Origin of the sequence: Moraxella nasicaprae (assembly GCF_025643275.1) — a bacterium.
Lineage (GTDB): Bacteria > Pseudomonadota > Gammaproteobacteria > Pseudomonadales > Moraxellaceae > Moraxella > Moraxella nasicaprae.
The window spans coordinates 89,235-113,496 of sequence record NZ_CP089977.1 but is presented as its reverse complement, the minus strand read 5'-3'; the positions used below and the strand labels follow the sequence as shown (position 1 = coordinate 113,496).

Below are 24,262 nucleotides of genomic sequence, written 5' to 3'. Positions count from 1 at the left end.
CAAATATCATTGGTAACTGTATGAAATTAAAAAAACCCAATCTGACCCATGGTAAATTACAAAAGTTGGTCGATGTCGCCAGTCATGGTCTGGACGATGTGGTCAATGTGATTAAAGATGCTGAATTGCAAAATGCCCCGATTTTGGGTAATATCGCTCATCTTGCCGAAAAAGCAAAACAAAAAATCAACCCAGTTGATATGCAGACACCAACTGATGATGGCAAGCTAAAAATTGCAGTCTTAGGCGGTGGCAGTTTTGGTACGGCAATGGCAAATTTGGCCGCCAAAAATGGCTGTCAGGTCACTTTGTGGGTGCGTGATAAAAAAACCGTGCGTTCTTTGAGTAGAACTCACATTAACAAAAAGTATTTGCCAAATCACAAGCTAGAAAATAGCCTCAAATTCAGTCACGATTTACAGCAGGCAGTGACTGGTGTTGATGTGATTTTGGTGGCAGTACCTAGTTCAGCATTTCGTGAGATTTTACAGTCCATCAAGCCGTTCATCACGCATCAGGCGGTGGTTTCTTTGACCAAAGGCATTGAAAAGCAGACTTATGCCTTGATGAGTGACATTATCCAAGATGTCTTGCCAGAGGTGAACTTTGGGGTGATGAGTGGTCCAAATTTGGCAGCAGAAATCATGGATAATATGCCATCAGCCACCGTCATCGCTTCACAATCTGACGCCTTGCGTACGGCAGTACAGACAGCGTTGCATGGGGCGTTTTTCCGAGTATTTGCCAGCGATGATGTCAAAGGCGTGGAACTTGGCGGTGCTTTAAAAAATATCTATGCCATTGCGATGGGTATGTCTTCTGCTTATCAAGTGGGGGAAAATACTAAGGCAATGCTATTGACTCGTGCATTGGCAGAAATGAGTCGTTTTGGTGTGGCGGTGGGTGCCAATCCCTTGACCTTTTTGGGTCTGTCAGGGGTTGGTGACTTGTACGCAACTTGTAGTTCAACGCTCAGCCGAAACTATCAGGTGGGCAATATGCTGGGTAAAGGCATGACCTTGGAGCAGGCGGTTGAGAAACTCGGACAGACTGCCGAAGGGGTTAATACCATCGAGCAAGTGCATACGCTGGCTCAAAAAATGGGCGTGTATATGCCCATCACGCACGCTTTACACGCCATTTTATATGAGAACAAATCAGCCATGAGTGTGGCATTAAATCTGATGGAAACTGGATTTCGTAGTGATGTTGAATTTGTCTTGCCACAAGATGAAAGCAATCAGCGTCTAAGTCAAGAATTTAGCCAAGTGCTACAAAAGAGTGCCGATACCAAGACGCAACCAGAATAAGCATGCACCATAGGGGTGGGATTATGAAATTACTTTTTGTCAGACACGGGCAAGCAGCTCCTTATTGCGATGATGATGCAGGTCGAGACTTGACCGATTTTGGACAGCAGCAAGCAGTCCAAACCGCCAAGCAGATTGTGGCAACACAGGAGCTTGATTTAATCATCGCCAGCCCATTTAATCGTGCCGACCAGACCGCAAAAATCTTATTGCAGCACGCCAATGAGCATGGTCAAAACCCAAGTTTTGTGACCATCAGCAGCATAACGCCTGATGATGACCCTATGGTGGCATTGGACGACATTGCTCATGCCATCACACACAGATTTGGCGATGATGACGATAAGACGGTGGCGGTCGTGTGCCACATGCCCATTGTTGCCAAAATGTTGGCATTACTCGATGGTTCATCGCCTGCGTGGTTTGAATTGGCAGAATGCAGAGTGGTGGAGACCACCGTCATTGCTGAGGGCTTGGGTCAGTGCATCTCATCTTTTGTGCCAATGCAGCCACAATAAAAGCGTGATTTGGCGATGGTCATCATCAATGTGGTTAAGGGTCTAAAATTCCCCAAAAAACACTTGCAAATCATTGAAATTTTGTTATAATAATGCTTGGCTTCATCGGTAGCTTCGCAACTGTGTACTATGAACCCCGCCAGGACCGGAAGGTAGCAACGGTAGTAGATACAAAGTGTGCCGAAGATGTGCTGATGAAGTCATTTTTTTATCCAAAATTTGCCAAACTCTGATTTTTTGATACAAAAGGACAATCCGATGAGCCAAATTGACCCAAAACTTGCCCAAAAACAAGCCGCCGCCACAGCTGCTTTGGACTATGTGGAAGATGACATGATTTTGGGTGTTGGCACAGGCAGTACGGTTAATTGCCTGATTGAGCTGTTGTCATCGGTCAAGCTTAAAGGAGCGGTATCAAGCTCAAAAGTCACAGAAGACAAACTGCGTGCATTGGGCATTGAGATTTTTGACCTTAATAGCGTGGGCGAGCTTGATTTGTACATCGATGGTGCAGACGAGATTGATGACTTGGGTAACATGATTAAAGGTGGCGGTGGTGCATTAACCCGTGAAAAAATCGTCGCTGCTGCCTCCAAAAGATTCATCTGCATGGTCGATGACACTAAGACGGTCAAGACTTTGGGTAAATTTCCTGTGGCGATTGAAGTTTTGCCACAAGCTCGCTCTTATGTGGCTCGCAAATTGGTGGAGATGGGCGGTGAGCCTGTGTATCGTGAGGGTTTTGTCACTGATTATGGCAATGTGATTTTAGATACTTATGGATTGCAGATTGATAATCCAGCTCAGTTAGAGGCTCAGCTCAATAACATCGTGGGCGTGGTATGTAATGGCATCTTTGCTGCCCAAGCCGCACACATCATGCTTAAAGCAAGCGAGCAGGGCGTGGATACGGTCAAATTCTAAATCGCCAAATCATCAAAAAGTGTATTAAGCTGGTTTTCCTATGGGTTAAAAAACATCAAGGCTTAATCACTTGCTGACAAACTGATTGCCAAAGATTGTTATTGTGCCATATTTGTCAGTCATCATCTTTTAATCAAATTTAAAAAACACCAATCAATCATGGTTGGTGTTTTTTTATGTCTTATCATGGTGTAATGTCTGCCATATTAACAAGCCATCACTCCATCATAAAGTCATCACGATAAGGATTATCAATACCAAGTTTTGCCAGAATGTCAATCTCCAAGCCTTCCATTTCGTCAGCGTCAGCATCAGAAATTTCGTGGTCATAGCCAAGCAAATGCAATACGCCATGCACCACCAGATGTGTAAAATGTGCCATCGGTGTTTTGTTTTGTTCAAGGCTTTCTTGTAGCACCACTTCAAGACAAATCACCAAATCACCCAAAGGATATTCGCCCATTTCATCAATGATTGCATCATCGATGTCGCTAGGAAATGACAATACATTGGTGGGTTTGTCTTTTTGACGGTATTGCAAATTTAGCTCGTGGCTATAATCTTTATCCACGCAGGCGATGCCAATCTGAACATCCTGCTCAAAATCAAGATGTGCCAAAGTCGTGGCAACCACTTCGGTCAGATAATCCGTCTGCAAGGGCAACTGGGCAAACTTAATATCTTCTTGTAAATACAAATCAACATTCTTGGTCATATCAGTTCACAGAGTAAAATGAGATTAGGCATCTTGTGCTGGCGTTTGCTCTTGGGCGAGTTTTTCAGCCAATCTGGCTGCTTTTCGCTCAGCAATGAGCTTTTCTTGTTCTTCGTCAAAAGCATCGTAGGCTTGGACGATTTTTTGCACCAGATGATGACGCACCACATCTTGACTGTCAAAACGAGTGATGTGAATTTCGTCAATGCTGGATAAAATATGCAACGCTTGTGACAGACCTGATTTATGCCCACGAGGCAAATCGACCTGTGTCATGTCGCCTGTAATGACCGCACGAGAGCCAAAACCCAAGCGAGTTAGGAACATTTTCATCTGTTCTGGGGTGGTGTTTTGAGCTTCATCAAGAATCACAAAAGAATTATTGAGCGTACGACCACGCATGTAGGCAAGTGGAGCAACCTCAATAATTTGGCGTTCAATGAGTTTGCCAACTTTCTCAAAGCCCAGCATTTCATATAAAGCATCGTACAAAGGGCGTAAATAGGGGTCAATTTTTTGGGTCAAATCGCCTGGTAAAAATCCCAGTTTTTCGCCAGCTTCCACTGCAGGGCGTACCAATAAAATCCGCTCAATTTCGCCTCTTTCTAGCATATCCACCGCACAAGCCACCGCAAGGTAAGTCTTGCCTGTACCAGCAGGGCCAACACCGAATGAAATATCAGAAACTAAGATTTTTTTGACATATTGTTGTTGGTTGTAGCCACGAGGCGTGATTTTTCCTTTGCGGGTACGCAAAGAAACATCAGCATAACCATTTGATTTTGAATGATTTTCTTCTTGATTTCTTGCCATACTTGACTGGACAATCAAATGCAACTCTTCGCCATCAATGCTGTCTTGCTCGCAGGCAAGTTCGGCAAGTTTGTTTAAGATGATTTCGCCACGCTCCACAGCGGTCAAATCCCCAGTGAGTATGAATTGGTTTTGGCGAGCATTGATTTGAATATCTAGGCGTTCTTGTAAGTACTTAATATGTGCATTGTATTCGCCCAGTACAGTACGAAGTTGGTTGGTATTAAGCTCTAAATGAAGTGTGCGACTGATGCTCAAAGAATATTCCTTGTATAAAATAAAATAACTGCCAATTAGATAAGGGTGCTTTTTATATTTTCAAGCCCAAAATCTCTTGGCGTAGTCGTTCGTAATAAGAACCTGCCTTGCAGCTTTTGATGTAGGTCAGTTTATGAATGCCAGTTTTGCTCAGTATCTGCTGATACGCCGTCTGGTCAAATGGCTCATTGATGGCAGCAATAAGCAGATGAGTTATGGTATCATCTTTTTTTAGAAAATCTTGATAATGATGCCCATATTCTTGTTGCAACACATCAAACATCACCTGAAAAAAGAAATAATGAGGAATGTGATTTTGTGTATGCCAAAAGTTAAGCAAAATTTGTAGGCAGTCTTTGACCCATTCATTGCCTTTTTTGGCAATGATAAAGCTATTTAAAATATTGACATGATGTCCTTTGTGCCAGCCAAAATAATCAGAGTTAAACGCTTGCCAAAAATCTTGATTTTCTGCTTGTTCATCACGAGAAAACATAAAAAAATCTTGCTCTAAGAGCATTTCATCTATCGGAGCGGTTAATAAAATGGTTGCATCAAGCCATACACCGCCATAATGATATAATAAAGCCAGCCTTAATAAATCAGCAAAAAAGGCAGGCTTAAATTCAGGATTTTTTCTTTTTTGATTGATGAATGCTGGTAATTCTAAGTAGTCATTTAGATTATTATCATCTAGGCGAATGACAATAAAATCCCCTTTGTGTTTATCCACAGATTTAAAGCACATTTTAACAATATCTGGCAAATTATCATCAATGCCTTGCCCCCAATATTGCCAAATAATCTTTTGATGAGTAAACTCTTTTTTGGGTTTTATTTCAAACAATGGTAATTGCTTGGCAAAATAGGCTTGCAAAAAAATCCGCCAGTCATTTGCCAATTGTTGCTTTTGTATCAAATCAACCTGATATTTTTGTGCCTGACGCTGTTTTTTTGGCGTAAACGCAAAATACAACGGACGATAAGGAAATCGATGGCATTTATCTAGGGCAATTTTTTCAGGGCAATCACAAAACAAGTGATTTAAGGTATTGTTTGAGTCTAAGTTTGTAATGTGATTTTCGTTTGCCATGTTGTTTTTCCCAAGTCTCTTGACTGATTTTTTCGTCCGTTTCGCCACGCAAATAAGCATGTCCGCCAAAGCGATGGTGTGTCTTATCAGAAAACATCACTTTTGAAGTGGTTTTCCAATATTCGCTTTCGCCTTTGGTAAAATAGGGTGGTAATATCATCACATCATCACGCCCCAAAATATAATGGTTAAGATGACTTTCATCATGCCATAGTGCGATGATGTCCTGTTTTAGGTCGGTATGAATATTGTTTGATAATGTTTGGCACATTTGTAAATAGTGAGCAGTTTTGCCACCATTTAACGCCCCTGTAATATAATACTGTCCTTGACCTTGGGGAATGTAGGCGGTGGATTGTGGGTTTCTGTCATAAGTAAATTTGTTTTTGTTTAAATGAAACATATGCGGCTGATGGGCAAACAATAGATGTTTATCGCCTTTTGGTAAAAATTCATCAGCATAAATGGGGCAAAGTATTTCGCTATTGCCATTAAAAAAATAAGCATAATCAAAGGATTGCAATTTATCTTGAATGCCCAAAAACATATCAAATCGCATTAAGGTATCATAAGGCCAGCCAAGTTTATTTTGAGCGATGCGAGTAACATAGCCATCGTGTTCACCCACAATTTCATTGATGCTATCAGTAAATACAAAATAGTGTTTTTGGCAATCAGGCAATAAAAACTGTTGGGCAGAGCGGTAAAAATGCTCCCAAAAAACAATATAACGCCCTGTGGCGATGTATAAAATGGCAATAGTCTTTGTTTTATTCATCATGATTGTTCATTGATTGAAATGTGTTGAGATATTGAAAAAACTGCTGTAATCTAATGTGATAATGTACATCGGTTAATTCTTGCTCATATAATTCACGATTTGCATGAATTGTACGGTCTCTTTTTGTTAAATTCTCATTTAAAATACGATATAACGCATCTGGCTGTGTGATGTCATAAGTCGTAATTAAAGGGGATTTGTTTTGATAGTAATAATGCCCAAAATTATGCGACATAATAATAGGTACACCTGTGGATAGAGCTTCGATGATGGATAAGTCAAAATAACTTTGTCTGTTGGCATTCAGCAAATAATCCACCGAGTGATACCAATCCAAAGGCTTGTCTGAAAAACCAATATCAGTAATGCCCTCTTCTTCGATTTTCTCTCCATTGCCAATAATAAACAGGTGTATATCTTTCCTCGTCTTTCTGGCTTTTCTAAAATTATCTAAAATAATGTCAAAACCCTTAATCTCATTTCTGCGACCAATATACATCAAATTAATGGTGGATTGTGGCAAGTCTATCATTGACGATGGTTTATCATAATTATTTTTTGCCCCGCTTAATAAATAATAAAATGTATTTTTAGGGCTGATTAGGGTTTGGTAAATAGGCTGGCAGTATTCATTGGGCAACACCACAATATCAGCACGCTCAAAAACAGCTTTTTCTGCTTTTTTAATCATATTGATTTTTTCTACATGTTCTGGTGCATAACAGGCAAATTCTTCTGAGTGTAGTTGTGGTGTGTGTGGCTGATAAATGACAATTTGCTCCTTATCAATCAAGTCTTGCACACAATAAAAATCAATATCTTCATGAAAATAAATATATTTATATTGTGATGCGTTAATCTTTTTAAAGCTATCTCTAATTTTAAAATATTCTTTATGATTATCGGTTGGATTATTTAATTTATCAATCCATCTTCGTATTCTATACAATTGTTTTTCAAAAAAAGTCTCTTTACTCATTAAATCATTAGACAAGACAAAACAATCTCTTGGCTTATCTGATAAATTATGAGCCAAAAAGCCAGATGGTCCTCCTGCATTGATGTTAAGTGGTCTTGGAAAAAAGATTAACATTTTATTATCAATCATTGTTAGCCTCCTGCTCTGCTTTTGCCGCCGCCAATGCTCGTTCAATCACTTGATGCATATCATAATATTTATATTCAGCCAATCGACCACCAAAAATCACTCGGTCAAGTTGTTTGGCTTGTTCGTGATATTGTTCATAAATGCGTTGATTTTTTTCATCATTGATGGGATAGTAGGCTTCGTTGGTTTCGTTAGCTTCTAAGGGGTATTCACGAGTGATGACTGTTTTGGGTTGTGTGCCAAACTCAAAATGTTTATGCTCGATGATTCTGGTATAAGGAATGTGGCTTTCGGTATAGTTGACGACCGCATTCCCTTGATAATTATCCATATCAAGCGTTTCGTGTTCAAATCTTAGACTGCGATACTCCAATCTCCCAAAACAGCAGTCAAAATATTCATCGATTTTCCCTGTATAAACCACCTTGTCAGCCAAACTGTCCCAATAATCTTTATCTGCCAGATAGTCAGTATTTAATTTGACTTCAATGCCTGTCAGCATATTCTCCACCAATTTGGTGTATCCACCTTTGGGTATGCCTTGATAAGGGTCGTGAAAATAATTATTATCAAAAGTAAAGCGAAAAGGCAGTCTGCGAATGATGAAAGCAGGGATTTGTGTGGCAGGTCTGCCCCATTGTTTTTCGGTGTAGCCCTTGATGAGTTTTTCATAGATGTCTTTACCTGCCAATACAAGGGCTTGTTCTTCTAGGTTTTTTGGTTCGGTCAGATGGGCATAAGCCTGCCTTTGTTCATCGATTTTTGCTTTTGCTTGTGCTGGGGTAACTGTACCCCATAATTGATAAAATGTATTCATATTAAAAGGCAAATTAAATAATTGACCTTGATAATAAGCCACAGGCGTATTGATATAATGATTAAACTGTGCAAATTGTTGTACATATTCCCACACCATTTGATTACTGGTGTGAAAAATGTGAGCCCCATATTGATGTACTTGAATGCCCTCTATTTCTTTGGTGTAAATATTGCCTGCGATATGGTCTCTTTTTTCTAGCACCAAGCATTTTTTGCCAATCTTGTGCATTTCATGAGCAAAGGTTGTACCAAATAAACCACTACCAACAATCACATAATCATAAACTTTCATCACGCACTTCCTATCATCTTCTACCAAAATTTCAATTTCTGCCAAAAGCTCTTTGGCGGATTGGATACGCTGTCATGCCCAATATGATGGCAATAACCTTGTTTAAAAAATGCCATATACACCCCCTGTTTACGCAGGTGGCGTGAAATATGGCGTTCTTTTTTGAATTTGGCAAATGGGGCATATTGTCGCCATAATGATACTTTTGCCAAATGTGGATTAAAAGAATAACCGTGCCATTCATCGTGTAGATGGTCCACTCGCACATAGTCGCCATCATTGCTTTGGATTACTTTGATTTGAGCTTGGTCGGCAGGGTCATACAAAAAATTTTCAATTTTACGAAATGCCACGCAACTGATGTTAGAATTATTATTCAATAAATTTAAACATTGGTCAATGTTTGGTGTGTCATCAAACAACCAATCATCTTCACAATGAAACACATATTCAGTGGTAATCTTATCATACATATAATCAATGGCTCGATGATGACCCAAATTATATCCAAGACTGATTAAAGTCCCATTGGGGCAGTGTTTTTTAAAGATGTCATTGGTCGCCTCATCGCCAAAGTCATTGATGGCGATGATGTGCTTAAAAGGTAAGCGTGCTAATAGATGTGTCAAAGTTTCATCAAGTTCGGCTGGACGCTTACCAATCGTTAGGCATAAAGTGATGTTATCTAAATTATCCATTTAAATTGTCCATTATCTAAATTGTGTTTTTTGTTGAGGCGTGGATTGTTTTTTGGCTTGCTCAAACACTCGCCCAAACTCTCGGCGAATCTTTTGCCATAAAGTGCGATGTTGTTTTTCGTTATCCATTCGTTGTCTGCGTTCGTCACTGATGTCGCTTTGTAAGGCGGTATCTGGATTTAGGCGGTCGCTTTGAATGCATAGGGCAGGGTTTAATTGAAATACTGGTAATGACTGTTTTTCAATCATTTCTTTAAACATAAAATGGTCAATGGCGACAAGTTGTTCTGGAGTTTTATTTTTTAGAATGTCTAATAACTTTTTGGCAATGGATTGATGAATAATATAGCCTGCCGTGCCTAAATTGGCACTGTATAAAGGCTGAATATGGCGATTGTCAATGGATTTAACACTCTCGCCCAATGACAGCTCTTCATAAAAATGCTCTATTTTTAATAAAGGAAAAGCGGTATCCAGCCACGCATCATCATTTAAAAACAGATGGGTATTTTGACCCAAATGTACATCATCTTCAAAAATAGCAATCCATTCTAAATCTTCATCAAGCATTTTTTGCCATAAACTTGCGTGGCTTAAAAAACAGCCTTTCTCACTGTTTGCCAAATGAGTTGTATGATGAATGTTGTTTAAATTTAATGTTTGACAAACTTGCTCAATATCATCAAAGGTAACCGCATCAAAAAATTGATAATCAATGCGTTGTTTGCCAAACTCTTGGTCGATGTGTGTGCGTCTTTGCTCGGCGGTGCTTAGGCTGATGACATAATGTTTCATAACAGTTCCATTGATTAAAATTTATCTTTATCCACAAAAATTTCTCGCTTGACGCCTTTGGATAGGGCGGATAATGTGCGAAATCCTAGTGCAACCTGAGCGATGATGCGGTTTTTTTTCAAAATAATTTTTTGCCAAAAAGTTGGTTTGATGGTCAGTTGGTTATTGATGGTGCCAATCAAAGATTTGAGTTCATAATCATCAAATGGCACGCCATACATTTGACAGCGGTCGCTTTGCAGTAGGGCGGCAGGTTCAATTTGAACCTTATGCAGGTCTGGACATTGATAGATAAAAGTGTCAGCAAGTCCAACTTTTTGTGCAAATTGTGCCAGCAGTTTTTTTGCACCACTTGGATAGATGATGTAGCCACCTGTGCCACTCTTATCCAAAAATAACTCGTATAGATGATAGTCATTGATGGTTGCAACTGGTTTTTTGCCAACTATTTTTTGACGACCGTGTACTTCAAGATTGATAAAATCAATGTTTGGCTCATTGATGTTGTTTATATTTGCTAACAAATTAGCAAAGTCTTTCACCAACACAGCATCATCTTCCAAGATGATGCAAGGCTGATTATGGCTGATGACCTGCTCCCATGCTTTTTTGTGGCTAAATAGACAAGCAAGTTCGGTTTGTTTCATCACTCGCTGACCTGCTGTCAGATATTTTTGGTAAGTTGGTGCATCAATATCAGCAACACTGACCGCAGGCAGTCGCTCAAAGTCTAGCCCCAACTGGTCAAATTGTTTTTGCTGCTGTGCTAATCTGTCGGTGGATTGTGCCAAATTTAGAATAAAAATTTTCATAACAGTTCGCTTATTTATCGATTGGCCTGCCACAATAATAAATATTTATTAAAAGTATATTGCATAAAAATTATCGAATAAATCAGACCATATTTGCCCTGCAAAAATCGACCGTCCACGATATATTGGCGAATAAATTGCCAAATCGGATTGGCAAGTAGTGAAAATAATCCAACTTTTTTGCCTTTAAGTTGCTTTTCATTCGCCCAAGTTTTGGCGTAGTCGAGGCGTTTTTTTAATAAAAATTCAATCGTTGGGGCGGTGTGATGATGCAAAAATCCCGACAAGCTGACGGTTTTGGCGTTTTTAATGTCCAATGATTCATGCACCAATAGGTCGTTGAATTGATAAGAGCTTGGGTAGAGTCGCCAGTAAGATTTGACACCCCAATACTTATTATCGATCTGATGACCAACGATAAAGTCCAATCTTTTTAATCCATAAACGGTATTATTAGGTGTGTTTTTAATAACTTCTAAAATGCTATTTTTTAATTCAGGTGTAATCTCTTCATCGGCATCCAGTGCCAGTATCCAATCGCCTGTGGCATAAGATTGGGCGAGCTGTCTTTGTTTGCCAAAGCCTTGCCAGTCGGTATTGACAAACCATTTTACTCCATATTGTAGGGCGATGTCTTGGCTGTTGTCAGTGCTACCACTGTCCATGATGATGATTTCGTCCGCCAATCCTTGTAGGGCAGGTAGAGAAACCGCCAAGTTATGGGCTTCATTTTTGACAATCATCACGACAGATAAGCGGGGCGTTGAGATGGTGCTGGGCATAGACATTCAAATAATAACCGTTTGTGTTATTCTACTTGACTTATGTTGTCTTTTCTAGCATTTTGTTGGGAAAAATGGATAAAAACTGGCGAAATTTTTTGATTCCAAGTACAATAGTCGATAATGATGATAAAAATCGGTGCTTTATGAAATCATTTGGACTAAAAAATGTGCTTTTGCCCATGCTGACTACCATATTTTTGGTTGCCTGTCAGGATTCTACTCCAACACAGTCGGTGGATAAGGCAGAGGTGGCGACATTTGATGGTTGTTATGCCATTGAACAGCAGTCGCCAGCACAAATTAAAATCTCCCAAGAAAACAATCAATTTGTGATGCAGATGAAAGAACAAACTGGCGGTTGGGATACGCCAGAATCATTGCAATCGCTTGATAAAGCAAAAGGTTGGCAGTTTTTTTCAACCAATGCCATTCAGTTGTCATCAAGCGATGTGATGGGTGTGCTGGCTCGCCCTGATGGCGTGATGGCAATGGCACAACTGCATGAGGCATCAGTCAATACCAATCCAATGCTAGACAGTCGCTATGTGGTCAATTTGCTTGGTGCGGTCAATACCATTTATCAAGTGCCTTGTGATGACAAACCTATCAATTTTTCTAAACAATTTCATCATGCTAATTAGTCAAAAAGCGAATATTTTATGAATTTTTTGGGATATTTATTACTTGGTTCTGTGGTGTATGTCATTGGATTTGTGCTGAATCAAAAAGTGCTTGCAGCCAAGCGAGCATCAGGTGAAATTAGCTCGCCAGCACATCGCACCATCGTCAGTCTGGTGTTGGGTTGTTTTGTTGTGATGTTGGCGGTTTCTGCGTTGATTGGTCATTTTTTATTGCACCATCAGGGCTTTGACTGGGCGTTCATCGTGGTGAATAGCTTGGTGGCGAGCGTGGTGTTTTATTTTGGATTAAATCCAGACACCAGTCGCATGAACCTGCCTGATTAAGTCAATATTCATGACTACATGATTAAATTTTTTGATGAGTCTTTGTATGATTACTTTACATCATTTGTCTCAATCTCGTTCCTTTCGCATTGTTTGGCTATTAGAAGAGCTAAAAAATGAATACGGCATTGACTATCAGCTTGTCAGCCATCAAAGAAATCAGCATTCTCTTGCTCCTGATGAATTGCAACAAATTCACCCGATGGGTAAAGCACCGATTTTGATTGATGATGTACTGCCCAGTGGCGAGCAAACACTGGCAGAATCAGCGGTCATCATTGAATATTTGCTTAAATTTTATGATAAAAATCAATTATTTATGCCAAAAGATGACATCAATAGCTGGCGTGATTATCATTTTTGGCTGCATTTTGCCGAAGGGTCATTGATGCCACCGTTGGTGATGAAATTGATTTTATCAAAGGCAGTAACAAAATCTCCGTTTTTTGCTCGTCCGATTGTCAAGCAAGTCAAGGCAGAGGCGGAAAAAATGCTGTTAAACGCCAACATTACCAAAGCCTTATCTTTGCTGGAAACCCATTTGACAAACAGATCATATCTGGTTGATGAGAGACTGACGGGGGCGGACATCATGCTGTATTTTTCGGTGCTGGGTGCGAAAAAAAGTCAGCCAGCTTTTCATTATCCAAACATCAATCGCTGGCTGGCACTTTGTGAAAGTCGCTCCGCCTTTCATCAAGCAGTGATGGTTGGTGGTCAGGCATTATGAGCCTGACTTGATGGTCAAGCTATTTTGGTAGGTTTGCTCGATTTGTCACTAACACAAGCTTGATGCTATTGGTATTTGAAATTGACGGTACAGATTAGCCTAAATTGCCCAATAAAGTGGCGATTTGGGCTTTATTTTTTTGACTATCCCATTGCATTAAGGCGTGCAAGCGTTTTTTATTGATTTCTGAAAGCACCAAATTCTTATTTTCTGCCTGTTCTTTTTGCAAAAATTCTTTAATCATGGTGCCAATCAATTCATCAACCAATAAAGAAATGTCTTGCAATGGGTGCTGTCGTAACGAGGCAAGATAGTCTGTTGATTCTTTGATGAGAGCATGGCGAGCATTGGCGTCATCAAGGCTTGCTAGGATAAAATGTGCCTGTTCATCGCTTGACCATTGGGCGAACTCTGCCACAGTCTGCCACGCCAGATGAATGTGTTGTATCAGTTGGGCTAGGGTTTGGTTGCCGATATTATGCCAAGTTGGTAATGGTGGTATGGCAAGCTGATGATTGCTAAGATGATTTTGGTATGGCTGATGTGCAGCCTGTACTCCTGATTCTGTCAAGATTCTTTCTAGGGGATTATGATTTAGGATTTCTGGATAATATAGCAGGCACAAACACAGCTGAGTTGTGGCATCAATGCGTGGTGCGTCATAGGCAATGGCATCAATCAAGGGGTTTTTTGTGGTGGGATTGCCTTTAAGTTTTTGGTAAATATCATTATTTAGCCACCATTTTAGGCTAGACCCTTTGGGCAGCAGGGCGGTCAGCTCACGAAGCTGTGCCATAGCGGCGGCTTTTTGCTCAGGGCGACTTAAATCAAATCGACTCATCAAAACACCATACAGATAGTCAGATAGGCTGACTGATTGGTCTATCTGCTGTTGCATCGCCTGTTTGCCATGCTGACGAATGTAGGTGTCAGGGTCGTGATTGTTTGGCAGGGTGAGAAATTTTAGCTCCTTGCCATCTGCCAAGACAGGAGCTGCAATTTCAAGAGTTCGCCAAGCAGCCTTTTGTCCAGCAGCATCGCCATCAAAACATAGGGTTAGGCTGTCGTGATGGCGTAATAAGCGGGCGATTTGACCTTCGTTGGCAGCCGTTCCCATTGGGGCGACTGCCCCATAGATGCCTGCTTGATGCAGGGCAATCACATCCATATAGCCCTCAACCATCATATAATGGCTGGCTTTGGCTTGCCTTGCCTCATAAAAGCCATACAAAATATGTTGTTTTTGGAAAACTGGCGACTCTGATGAATTGATGTATTTGGGTAATTCATCGCCCAAGCTACGACCTGCAAAGCCAACAACCCGCCCACGATTATCCTTAATCGGAAAAATCACTCGATGGCGTAGCAGGTCAAATGTTTTACCTGTTTTTTGGGAATCTCGCACCAGACCTAAGATTTTTAGACCTTCGATGTCGGCAGGAAATGTTTTTTCTAAGTGATTCCAGTCCTCTGGTGCATAGCCTAGATGAAAGGTTTGAATGGTTTCCTCGTTCAAGCCCCGTTCCAAGAAATAGCGTTTTGCCAATGGATTATGATGTAGCATATGTTGATAATATCGACAAACATTATCAAGCAATGTGTACAAATCCCCTTGTTGCTCTACCACAGGCTCGATGATGGCTGGGGGTGGTTCTTCTTGATAGGAAGAGGGGGGTATATAGCCATAATCATCAATGCTGTTTGGCGGTGGTGCGATGGTGGGCTGGGTTTTTTTGTAGCGTACTTTTTGTTGCTGTTGGTCGTCTTTGGGCAGTTCGATGCCTGTTTGGTCAGACAAATATTTGACCGCCTCCATAAAGTCTAGGCGTTCAAACTCTTTAAGAAAGGTAATGGGGTTGCCTTTGGCTTGACAACCAAAACAGTAGTACAGATTGGTTTCTGGATTGACATAGAATGATGGGGTTTTTTCACCATGAAAGGGGCAACACCCCTTAAACTCCTTGCCAGCAGGTTTTAAGGTGGTGTGTTTGCGAATCATGCCAACCAAGTCGGCTTGGTTGTTGAGTTGCTCGATGAGGGATTCTGATAATCTCATGATGTATAGATGATTAAGACGACATCAAAGTCGTCTTAATTTTTATTTCATTGTGGTTTGTCGTTCAAGTGACCAGCGTTCGCCTCTTGGCTTGGCAGACCTAAGTTTAGGCTGGGTCGGCGACGAGGTGTTTCTTGGCTTTCTTCACTATCTTGTGGCACATTGACTTCTGGTAGGCTTAGCATGCCTGCTTGACGAATGACCTGTGTGCGAGTTTCGCCCGTGTATTGACCTTGATAGCCAGCATCATGCTTGATGCGACCTAGTTTGCCAAAAGTGAGGGTGGATAGGGCTTTTTTGGTCAAGGACTGATTGTCTGTATTGACACGCACCGAGCCATTGCTGTTTAGATATTGTGGATAATTGATTTGTAGCAAAGTTTTATATTGGTTGGCGGTGTCTGTCAAACCAAGTTTGTCATTGGCATAAGCCAAAATAGCGATTGCCTCAGGAACTGCGGTGGATTGTGGGAAGTATTGAAATGCCCATTTAGCACGGTTGGCAGCTGCCACCATGGCATCTCGTTTGACATACCAGCGAGCTGCCACCAGTTCATTTTCTGCCAAATCATTATAGATGGCAATCATACGCTGAGCAGCATCAGCGGCATACGGACTGTTTGGGAAATTGCTAATCAATGTCTGAAAATCATTGAATGCCAAACGCAAATAGGCGGTGTTTCGCTGAGCTTGGTCGCTTTTGAATAGGCGAGATGCTTTTGGTGCTCCACCCATATTGGTAACACCTTGTACATACAAAGCATAGTCAAGGTGCTGACTTGTTGGATACAGACGAATGAACTCGGCAGTATTTTTGGTGACTGATTCGTAGTCGCCTGATTGATATTGAGCATAAATCAAGTCAAGGAGTGCTTGCTGAGCATAAGCACCTGTTGGATAAAAGGTGCGGATATTGTTGAGTGCCAAAATCGCTTCGTTGTTGTGCGATTTTTCTAAGGCCCGCTGTGCTTGGGCGTAGTATTGCTCTTCGCTTTGTTCAGCGGTGGCAATGACATCGCTTTTTTTCTTTTTGCCAAATAGTCCACTCATGCTGGCACAGCCTGTGGTGGTCAAAAGACTGACAATCAGCACGCTGCTTAGGGCGATTTTTAGGGGGTGATGAACGGATTTCATTATAATATCCTCAAATTTTAATCAATCAATAACCCTAGTTTAGCACGAATTGCTGAGCAACACAACGAAAGCGGTGACAAGTGATGATAAAATCCTTATTTAAAAAAAGATGATGGATGACACAAGTTGTACGCCAATGATGATATTTTGGGTACAAAAAGCAAGGTATTAACCAGCCAAAGATAGCCAGTGATACAAAAATATGCTACATTAGTGGCTTTTATGTTTAATGAATGAATTGGGTAACTCTAAGATGATGACAGATGAGCAGCCATTGACTCAAATGACGCTTGGCGATGATGACTTGATGGCAGAACCGACCGAAGAGCAGTCCTATGTGGTCAATGAAGCGGATGTGGGACTGCGATTGGATAAATGTGCCAGTCGGGTTTTTGAAGGGTTTTCTCGTGCCAATTTGCAAAAGTTCATTGAGGCAGGTCAGCTATTGGTCAATGAGCAGATGGTCAAGCCAAAATATGCCGTTAAATTGGGCGACCATTTGACGCTGAATGCTGTGCTAAATCATCATTCTGAGGATTTGCCTGAAAATATCGCCATTGATGTGATATATCAAGATGATGAAGTGCTTGTGATTAACAAACCTGCTGGCATGGTGGTACACCCAGGAGCGGGTAACTGGCAGGGGACTTTGGTCAATGCTTTGTTGTATCACTATCCTAACCAGTCACATCTGCCCAGAGCAGGATTGGTGCATCGGATTGATAAAGACACCACAGGGCTTTTGGTTGTGGCAAGAACCAAAACAGCACAGCTTAATCTCATCGACCAGCTTAAAGACAAAAGCGTGTATCGCCACTACCAATGTATCGCACTTGGTGCACCACACGAAATCATGAGGCATTCGTGCATTGATTTGCCTATTGGGCGACACCCGACTCAGCGTACCAAAATGGCGGTCAGAGATACAGGCAAGCCTGCCATTACTCATCTGATTGCCGCCAAAGCGTTGCATGAACGATACAGCTTGGTTGATGTGCAGTTGCAGACAGGCAGAACCCACCAAATCCGAGTCCATCTGTCGCATGTGGGACACCCTTTGGTGGGCGATAAAGTTTATGGTACATCGCCACGCTCAGGATTAAATGAAGCTCAAAGAACGGCAGTGCTCAATTTTGGTCGGCAAGCATTGCATGCCCATCAGTTGGGATTTATTCATCCAACGACAGGCGAGCAGATGAAATTTAGTGCATCTTTGCCAGCAGACATGCAGGATTTGATGGCGATTTTGTCAAACTGATGATAAAAAATGATGGTGTAGATGATGAATAATATTCATGACAATCAAAGCAATGCCCCAATGCAGATTTTATACCAAGATGATGCGATTTTGGTGGTGCAGACGCATGCAGGTGCATTTGACAAGACCAATCTGGACGATTTGTACGGAGCGTTTAATTTAGGGTTGCATGTCAATGACAATCCACAGCAGGTACTTGCCAACCGTGCCAAATTACTATCCGCCATACAAGCCATCACGCCAGCAAATGCCATCTATTGGCTTAATCAGGTGCATGGCGATGTGGTGCATGATGTCGATGATGCGACTTTGGGATTGGTGGCAGATGCAGCAGATGCGTTAATGACGAATCGGTCAGGTGTTGGTCTGTCCATCATGACTGCTGATTGCGTGCCAATTGCTATGTTTGATAGACAAGGTGGTGGCATTGCTTGTATTCACGCAGGTTGGCAGGGCTTAACCAATGGCATTATTGCCAAAACGGTGCAGCGGTTACACACCAATCGTTCTGACCTATCTGCGGTGATTGGGGCGTGTATTTCACAGGCGGCGTATGAGATAGACCGTGCGTTGGCGGATAAAATTTGCCAAACGGTGGTCAGCTCATCTTTGGTGGCGATGGATTATCATTCATTATTTGACACAATCATCATGCCATCAGGCGATGATAAGGTGCATATTGATTTGACTACATTGACCAAATTGCAGCTTGCTCATCAAGGTGTAAACATCGTGGATACACCCATATTGTGTAGCTATCAGACGGCTTCCTTGTATTCTTATCGTGCCCAAACGCACGCTGGCAAATCCGCCACAGGCAGAATGGCGATGGTCATCATTAAAAAATAAAACACCTTAGGTTTGATGAGTTGGCTGGTGGATTTGCAGTCTTTGCGATAAAACAACAAAGTTTTGCTTGCAGTTCTGTGGATTTTATCATAAGATGAAAGGTAATTTTCGTAATATTTTAATCATATGTCCCGACACCGAACCAGTTTATTGATACTTGCTTTTTTATCCATCAGTCTGCCCATGACAGCCTTTGCCAGCGGTGGTGGCTTGGGCGGTGATGCGGTTAATTTATTATTACTCATCTTTTTTATTTCTTTGTCATTAGTGGTGTCGTTCGTTTGTTCTATTTCTGAGGCGACTTTATTGACAATGACGCCATCATACATCGATACTCTACAAGAGGACAATCCAAAAGCTGCCAGCATTTTGCACGATGTCAAGGTGCAAAACATCGAAAAATCCATCTCTGCCATCTTAACCTTAAATACAGTCGCTCACACGCTAGGTTCTTTGGGGGCGGGGGCTCAGGCGGTCATCGTGTTTGGCGATATGTGGTTTGGGGTATTTAGTGCCTTGATGACCCTAGTGATTTTGATTGGTACAGAAATCATTCCAAAAACGCTTGGCACAACTTACTGGCGACGATTTGCCTTGCCAGTGGCGTATTATGTCAAAGGCATTAACATTCTTTTGATGCCAATCATCTGGGTGACCGAAAAAATTTCTCGTTTCTTGACCAAAGGTCATCAAGAAAGCGGCTTTAATCGCCACGAATTTTTGGCATTGGCAAATGCAGGCGAAAGCTCAGGACAGATGAGCGAACTGGAAACCCGTATCATTCGCAATTCATTAGCACTTAGCATGATTAATGTCGAAGACATCATCACGCCTCGTTCGGTGATTATGGCATTTGACGAGCAGATGAGTGTTGGCGATGTGTTTGCCAAGCACCCAAAGTTACCATTTTCTCGTTTTCCAATCTTTGATGAAGATTTGGATAGTGCCACAGGTTTTGTCCTAAAATCAGACTTATTGATTGCCAAGGCCAATCAAGAAATTCATCTGCCCATCAAGCAGTTTAAGCGGGAAATCAACTTTGTGTTTGCCAAGATGAAACTGTTTGATTTGCTGGATTTGATGCTAAAAGAGCAGGTGCATATCGCTTTGGCGGTGGGAGAATTTGGCGAAGTCAAAGGTTTGGTCAGCTTAGAAGATGTGCTAGAAACCTTGCTAGGCTTGGAGATTGTCGATGAGTTTGACCGTGTGGACGACATGCAGACTTTGGCTCGTCAGTTGATGGAACGCCGAATGAAACGATTGGGTGCAAAACTTGAACAAGACGATGCCTTAGATGAGGTCTGATGGTTTCAATAATTTCTGCTAAAATGCAACAAAATGTTACAATTAGCCAAGTTTGATTAAGTTTTTTATGTTATCTTAATGGAAAATCAAATCATTAAAGCTGTATTTAAGATGCCTTAATGGAAAACAGCACAGTCTCTATGATGCGTGCGTCAATGAAGGAGGTTCTATGAAACAGAACACCCAATTTATAGCAAAGATTCAAACAATCACCCAAAGTGCTTTGTTATCAGCCAGCATAAAAGCATTTGGCTTGATGATGAACAAAAAGATGGCACAGGGTCTTTTGGCTGGGGCGATTGCCTTGCCTGTGGTTTCAATGTCTGCCCATGCCATCAATGAGTCAGCAGTCAGCAGTTATGCTGCTGCCATGAATACCGCTGCGAATAATCAAAATATCGCCCAAGTTTCTAAGCTCATCGCTGATGATGCGGTCATTTCTATCACCAGAAATGGCAAAACCAGTAGTCTAGGCAAAGAAGACTATCTTCAATTACTCCAAAAAAGCTGGGCTAGGGCGAGTAATTATCGCTATCGCATCGACATCAGTGATGTGGTCATCTCAGGCAATCAGGCACGAGCACAGGTAGATACCACAGAGACTTGGACGCAAGATGGCAAGCCTGTTACTATTAAGACATCGTCCAGAGCGACCTTATCGCAAAATGGTGCTAATGCTGTTTTGTTGCGTTCAGTTGCCCAAATGACGGTTGATTGATTTAAAAAACCCATCTTAAATGATGGGTTTTTGTTTGTGCTAAAACCAATTTTCCAATAAATACACAAAGCGTGTGGGTGTGGGTTTTTTGCTTGGTTTATTTTTTTGGCTGGGCTGTTCATGCTGCATGCTACTAGGTAGTACAAAACTACGCTGAATTGGACGAGCTGGTAGAGATGTGTCGTTTAGGCTGACGGGAATGGGATTATTTGCCAATTGCCAATGATGACAACCAGTCAGCCAAAACACGCCACTCATCATCAGCACTCTGACCGTATTTTTGACAGTCTGTTGCCTAAAAGATGGCGTATGAGATGTACCATGATTCATCATTTTGACCACGCAGGATCGTAGGCAGCACCCAACGTTGATAGCGTGCTGGATTTTTTGTTGGTCAAGGAATAGATACTTAGCTTGTTTTGTCCGTTTTGCCAAGCGGTGTAGATGATTTGGTTGCCAGAGGGCGAAAAACTAGCGGCAATCTCTCCACCGTTGGTTGGGATTTGTGCCAGTATTCTTCCTGCCTTGTCAGTAACAATGATGGTTAGCCCTGTGACATAGAGTATCTTTTGTCCATCAAGAGAGGATTGTGGGTTGCTGGCGTTACTGGCAATCTGTACTCGCTCTTTGTTGGCGAAAGTTTGGCGATATAGATGCTGAGTGCGAGTGCCATTATCAGCGGTAAAAATAAAACCTTGTCCATTTGGCAGATAGCGTGGCGAGTTTTCGGCACCAGACAAATCAGTCAGCGTATCTAGACGATTGGCAAGTAAGTCCAAACGATAAATGTTGGGGTTGTTGTCATCGTGGCTGCCTGAAAATATCACAGCATGACCATCTGGCGAGAATGATGGCGATAGATTATGCCCCCAAAATGGTGTAATGATGCGAGCATCGCCACCTTGTAGTGATTGTAAATAAATGACTGGCAAAGCACCATCTTGCTGAACGCTATATGCAATTTTTGTGCCATCTGGCGAAAATGCAGGATTTTGGATAGTGCCTTTGACGCTAAACAAACGATGACTTTGCTTGCCTTGTGTGTCTGTGACTATTAGCGTGGCTTGTTCGCCTGTTTTTTCGACATAGGCGATTTTTGTTCCAAAATCTGCCAAATTGCCTGTGATTTTTTGATAAATCTGATTGCTGATTTGGTGTGTGGCGGCTTGAATGACGGTTGGATTGTTGTCGCTAATCTGAGTTTGTTTACCGCCCAAGGTTTTTTCGCCATGCGTATCAATAATCTCATGACTGATGGCGATTTTGTTGCCAGCGATTGAATGTGCTTGCCCGACAACCACATAGCGATAGCCTAAGTTTCGCCAAGTGGTCAAATCGCTAAAAATTGCCTGTGTTGAGGCGGTTTTTTGGGGCAGATTTTGGCTGTTTGCCCCCAATTCGGTGCTGTTTAGGTTGGTTGTGATGGTCTGATATGCTCCAAACGCATCTCCAATAAATGGCACGATGGCGATTTGGTGAGGACTGGCAACGCCTGCCTTGCTGACGATGATTTCATCAGAATCTGCCCATGCTGATGTATGATGAGTTGCCAGCAAGATGGTACTAAATAAGAAGATTGAGTAATGTTTCATGGTTAATGCTCGGTCATGTTTTGTTATTGGGCGATTTCTTGGGTGGTAACCAGATTGATGACAAAAGAGTTTTTCACGCCTGCAAGTTCGCTGAATGGAGCGGCAGCTCGTATCGTGGCTTCGGCAGCAGGGAGTAGGTCTTGATGTCCTGCACGCACGCTAATACCAATGACCTGACCGCCATCATCAAGCGATACACTAAGTTTGATTGCCTGATTGGGCTGATTTGGGTGACTTGCCCAAATCGACTCAATGCGTGCGTTAATCGCAGCCTGAGCTTGTGCAATGTCCACTTTTGGTGTGGCGGCTGGCTGAGTCTGCCCAAGATTATCCAAGTTCAATGACTCTCCATCTGACGCCGTTTGTTTGGTTTGGTTTTTAGCTTGCCCAAGTTGGCTTTGAGTCATCTGATTATCCATCTGACTCATCTCGTCCATGACTGGGGGTGTGTAGCTAGACTCATGGGTTTGTCCAAAATCGGTTGGCGTGACATTAGATGGTGTGCTGGCAATCTGACTTTGGCTGTATTTGACAGGCTGATAATCAGAGGCTTGCCAAGCTCTATCAGGATTTTGGCGAGTCTGAGTTTGTGGCGTGGTTTGGTTTGGCTGATGATGAGCGTTTAGCCGAGCTTTGGCAGCGGCAAACTCATCTGGATTGATGAGTGTTGCCATCGTAGGCTGGCTGTCGTATGACGATGAAAACGGCACAAAGAGCAACACAGCCAGCACCGCATGAATCAGTAAACTTAGTAAGATTGGGAGCCATAATGCAGCGTGTTTCATACTTATTTTGGCTCGCTTAATAGGCTGACATGGTCAATGCCAGCATTTTGAACCAACGCCATGACTTGCATGATGTCATTGTAGCTATTTTGCCCATCGGCATTGATGAGGACTTGTATTTGGTTGTTTTTGGCAAATGCTGCCTGCAAAAATGGCATCAGCTGTGATAGCGACATTGGTTCATCTAAGCCATCTTGATGACTGACAAATAGGTTGCCTGACCGATTCATGCTGATGATGATGGGCAGGGCGTCTTTGGTGTCAATGGTGCTGGTTGCCTCTTTGGGTAAAGAGACATCAACACCTGTGGTCAGCATCGGTGCTGCCACCATAAAGATGATGAGCAAGACGAGCATCACATCAATGTACGGCACGACATTCATCTCGCCATTGAGCTTTGTTTTTCGATGTGGTCTATGAAATGATTGCTTCATCATGACGATTTGTCCGCAGGCAAGCTCATCAGTTGGGCAAGTAGGCGTTCGCCAAATACACTGCGTCTTTCATAAATGCTACTGGCTTTGGCAGTCAGTATGTTAAATGAGGCAGAGGCTGGAATGGCAACGAATAAGCCTAAGGCGGTTGCAATCAGGGCTTCGGCAATGCTAGGGGCGACCGTAGCAAGGCTGACAGATGCTGACTGTGATAGTCCAATAAAGGCATTCATAATCCCCCAAACCGTCCCTAATAGACCAATATAAGGAGCGACAGAACCAATACTGGCAAGCAATGGCAGACCGTATTCTAGCTCTTGCTGTTGTTTATTTAGGGCAGATGACAGCGTGCGTTCGGTGATGGCAATGCTGTTGGCATGGTTTGAGGGTTGTTGTTGATATTTTTGATAGGCATCAAAAAATAACTGCTCCAAGCCGCTTTTATGTGGTTCGTTTTGGACAATGGCAAACTGTTTGGGTAAGTCGTCCGACCACAGCCATTCATCAAAGCGGTTGTCAAATTTTAGGGCTTGCCCCAAACGACCGCTGAGTACAAAAATCAGCACCCAACTGATGATGGATAAAATCAACAAAAAAGCCATAATCAGTTGCACCACTAGGCTGGCCTGACTGATTAGATGTAGTATATTGATGGAATTTGTCATAAAAGTGCGATGAATTTGGATAGAAATTTTTTGCTCATTATAGCATATTTT

26 protein-coding genes, 1 other RNA gene and 1 pseudogene are annotated in these 24,262 nt (G+C 42.0%); 11 read left to right on the top strand and 17 right to left on the bottom strand.

The window, feature by feature from the left end; genetic code table 11:
- The first annotated feature begins 200 nt into the window (after nt 1–200).
- From LU297_RS00560 to rpiA, 4 genes are all read left to right on the top strand, one after another.
- On the top strand, nt 201–1,310 hold the full coding sequence (locus tag LU297_RS00560) for an NAD(P)H-dependent glycerol-3-phosphate dehydrogenase (RefSeq protein ID WP_432806271.1): 1,110 nt from the start codon (nt 201–203) through the stop codon (nt 1,308–1,310).
- 23 nt (nt 1,311–1,333) lie between these two features.
- Nucleotides 1,334–1,828, top strand: a complete 495-nt coding sequence (locus LU297_RS00555; protein WP_263076480.1) for a SixA phosphatase family protein — start codon at nt 1,334–1,336, stop codon at nt 1,826–1,828.
- A 103-nt stretch (nt 1,829–1,931) separates the two neighbouring features.
- An RNA gene (ffs, locus tag LU297_RS00550) (signal recognition particle sRNA small type) lies at nt 1,932–2,028 on the top strand.
- Between the two features lie 58 nt (nt 2,029–2,086).
- Complete coding sequence (rpiA, locus tag LU297_RS00545; RefSeq protein WP_263076479.1) at nt 2,087–2,752, top strand: ribose-5-phosphate isomerase RpiA; 666 nt, start codon at nt 2,087–2,089, stop codon at nt 2,750–2,752.
- Between the two features lie 217 nt (nt 2,753–2,969).
- Here rpiA and ybeY read toward each other — a convergent pair whose 3' ends face one another.
- The 10 genes and pseudogenes from ybeY to LU297_RS00495 form a co-directional block, all read right to left on the bottom strand.
- A complete protein-coding gene (gene ybeY / locus LU297_RS00540) occupies nt 2,970–3,467 on the bottom strand; it encodes an rRNA maturation RNase YbeY (protein WP_263076478.1) in 498 nt (165 codons plus the stop codon).
- Between the two features lie 24 nt (nt 3,468–3,491).
- Nucleotides 3,492–4,538, bottom strand: coding sequence for a PhoH family protein (locus LU297_RS00535; RefSeq protein WP_263076477.1), 1,047 nt, complete (start codon nt 4,536–4,538; stop codon nt 3,492–3,494).
- A 52-nt stretch (nt 4,539–4,590) separates the two neighbouring features.
- Nucleotides 4,591–5,631: a capsular polysaccharide synthesis protein gene (locus tag LU297_RS00530; protein ID WP_263076476.1), complete on the bottom strand. Its 1,041-nt coding sequence runs from the start codon at nt 5,629–5,631 to the stop codon at nt 4,591–4,593.
- Entirely contained in the window at nt 5,567–6,412 is an 846-nt protein-coding gene (locus LU297_RS00525; RefSeq protein WP_263076475.1) for a family 6 glucosyltransferase, read from the bottom strand. Before LU297_RS00525 ends, LU297_RS00530 begins: the two co-directional genes overlap by 65 nt.
- A complete protein-coding gene (locus LU297_RS00520) occupies nt 6,402–7,520 on the bottom strand; it encodes a glycosyltransferase (protein WP_263076474.1) in 1,119 nt (372 codons plus the stop codon). Before LU297_RS00520 ends, LU297_RS00525 begins: the two co-directional genes overlap by 11 nt.
- The gene (gene glf / locus LU297_RS00515; RefSeq protein WP_263076473.1) at nt 7,513–8,631 is read right to left on the bottom strand and encodes a UDP-galactopyranose mutase; all 1,119 of its coding nucleotides are present in this window, start codon (nt 8,629–8,631) and stop codon (nt 7,513–7,515) included. The genes LU297_RS00520 and glf overlap by 8 nt, the downstream gene beginning before the upstream one ends.
- Nucleotides 8,632–8,651: 20 nt before the next feature.
- The gene (locus LU297_RS00510; RefSeq protein ID WP_263076472.1) at nt 8,652–9,329 is read right to left on the bottom strand and encodes a glycosyltransferase; all 678 of its coding nucleotides are present in this window, start codon (nt 9,327–9,329) and stop codon (nt 8,652–8,654) included.
- 12 nt (nt 9,330–9,341) lie between these two features.
- Complete coding sequence (locus LU297_RS00505) at nt 9,342–10,124, bottom strand: glycosyltransferase family 25 protein (RefSeq protein ID WP_263076471.1); 783 nt, start codon at nt 10,122–10,124, stop codon at nt 9,342–9,344.
- 14 nt (nt 10,125–10,138) lie between these two features.
- On the bottom strand, nt 10,139–10,936 hold the full coding sequence (locus LU297_RS00500; RefSeq protein WP_263076470.1) for a glycosyltransferase family 25 protein: 798 nt from the start codon (nt 10,934–10,936) through the stop codon (nt 10,139–10,141).
- Between the two features lie 29 nt (nt 10,937–10,965).
- Nucleotides 10,966–11,724 (bottom strand): annotated as a pseudogene (locus LU297_RS00495) (glycosyltransferase family 2 protein); the annotation flags it as partial.
- 140 nt (nt 11,725–11,864) lie between these two features.
- Here LU297_RS00495 and LU297_RS00490 point away from each other — a divergent pair.
- Genes LU297_RS00490 through LU297_RS00480 form a run of 3 tightly spaced genes read left to right on the top strand, consistent with a single transcriptional unit; the run spans nt 11,865 to nt 13,416 of the window.
- Nucleotides 11,865–12,362 (top strand): hypothetical protein, encoded by a 498-nt coding sequence (locus tag LU297_RS00490; protein WP_263076469.1) that lies wholly within the window; start codon nt 11,865–11,867, stop codon nt 12,360–12,362.
- An 18-nt stretch (nt 12,363–12,380) separates the two neighbouring features.
- Entirely contained in the window at nt 12,381–12,686 is a 306-nt protein-coding gene (locus LU297_RS00485; RefSeq protein WP_263076468.1) for a hypothetical protein, read from the top strand.
- Between the two features lie 46 nt (nt 12,687–12,732).
- Complete coding sequence (locus tag LU297_RS00480; protein WP_263076467.1) at nt 12,733–13,416, top strand: glutathione S-transferase family protein; 684 nt, start codon at nt 12,733–12,735, stop codon at nt 13,414–13,416.
- Between the two features lie 94 nt (nt 13,417–13,510).
- Here LU297_RS00480 and LU297_RS00475 read toward each other — a convergent pair whose 3' ends face one another.
- Nucleotides 13,511–15,472: a DNA primase gene (locus LU297_RS00475; protein ID WP_263076466.1), complete on the bottom strand. Its 1,962-nt coding sequence runs from the start codon at nt 15,470–15,472 to the stop codon at nt 13,511–13,513.
- 47 nt (nt 15,473–15,519) lie between these two features.
- A complete protein-coding gene (locus tag LU297_RS00470; RefSeq protein ID WP_263076465.1) occupies nt 15,520–16,605 on the bottom strand; it encodes an outer membrane protein assembly factor BamD in 1,086 nt (361 codons plus the stop codon).
- Nucleotides 16,606–16,912: 307 nt separating this feature from the next.
- Here LU297_RS00470 and LU297_RS00465 point away from each other — a divergent pair, with 307 nt between their 5' ends.
- The 4 genes from LU297_RS00465 to LU297_RS00450 all read left to right on the top strand — a co-directional run bounded on the left by LU297_RS00465 (nt 16,913) and on the right by LU297_RS00450 (nt 20,735).
- The gene (locus tag LU297_RS00465; RefSeq protein ID WP_432806295.1) at nt 16,913–17,863 is read left to right on the top strand and encodes an RluA family pseudouridine synthase; all 951 of its coding nucleotides are present in this window, start codon (nt 16,913–16,915) and stop codon (nt 17,861–17,863) included.
- Between the two features lie 24 nt (nt 17,864–17,887).
- Nucleotides 17,888–18,712: a peptidoglycan editing factor PgeF gene (pgeF, locus tag LU297_RS00460; protein WP_263076464.1), complete on the top strand. Its 825-nt coding sequence runs from the start codon at nt 17,888–17,890 to the stop codon at nt 18,710–18,712.
- A 312-nt stretch (nt 18,713–19,024) separates the two neighbouring features.
- Nucleotides 19,025–20,017, top strand: coding sequence for a CNNM domain-containing protein (locus tag LU297_RS00455; RefSeq protein WP_349773727.1), 993 nt, complete (start codon nt 19,025–19,027; stop codon nt 20,015–20,017).
- A gap of 271 nt (nt 20,018–20,288) precedes the next feature.
- Nucleotides 20,289–20,735 (top strand): DUF4440 domain-containing protein, encoded by a 447-nt coding sequence (locus tag LU297_RS00450; protein ID WP_432806294.1) that lies wholly within the window; start codon nt 20,289–20,291, stop codon nt 20,733–20,735.
- Nucleotides 20,736–20,774: 39 nt separating this feature from the next.
- On the opposite strand, the gene LU297_RS00445 is transcribed toward LU297_RS00450, so the two are convergent.
- The 5 genes from LU297_RS00445 to LU297_RS00425 are packed head-to-tail and all read right to left on the bottom strand — an operon-like array spanning nt 20,775 to nt 24,211.
- Complete coding sequence (locus LU297_RS00445) at nt 20,775–21,068, bottom strand: hypothetical protein (protein WP_263076461.1); 294 nt, start codon at nt 21,066–21,068, stop codon at nt 20,775–20,777.
- Complete coding sequence (locus tag LU297_RS00440; RefSeq protein ID WP_263076460.1) at nt 21,065–22,327, bottom strand: translocation protein TolB; 1,263 nt, start codon at nt 22,325–22,327, stop codon at nt 21,065–21,067. The genes LU297_RS00445 and LU297_RS00440 overlap by 4 nt, the downstream gene beginning before the upstream one ends.
- Before the next feature lie 23 nt (nt 22,328–22,350).
- Nucleotides 22,351–23,112: a hypothetical protein gene (locus LU297_RS00435; RefSeq protein WP_263076459.1), complete on the bottom strand. Its 762-nt coding sequence runs from the start codon at nt 23,110–23,112 to the stop codon at nt 22,351–22,353.
- Between the two features lie 2 nt (nt 23,113–23,114).
- Nucleotides 23,115–23,546 (bottom strand): protein TolR, encoded by a 432-nt coding sequence (gene tolR / locus LU297_RS00430; protein ID WP_263077404.1) that lies wholly within the window; start codon nt 23,544–23,546, stop codon nt 23,115–23,117.
- Nucleotides 23,546–24,211, bottom strand: a complete 666-nt coding sequence (locus LU297_RS00425; protein ID WP_263076458.1) for a MotA/TolQ/ExbB proton channel family protein — start codon at nt 24,209–24,211, stop codon at nt 23,546–23,548. Before LU297_RS00425 ends, tolR begins: the two co-directional genes overlap by 1 nt.
- Between the last annotated feature and the right edge of the window lie 51 nt (nt 24,212–24,262).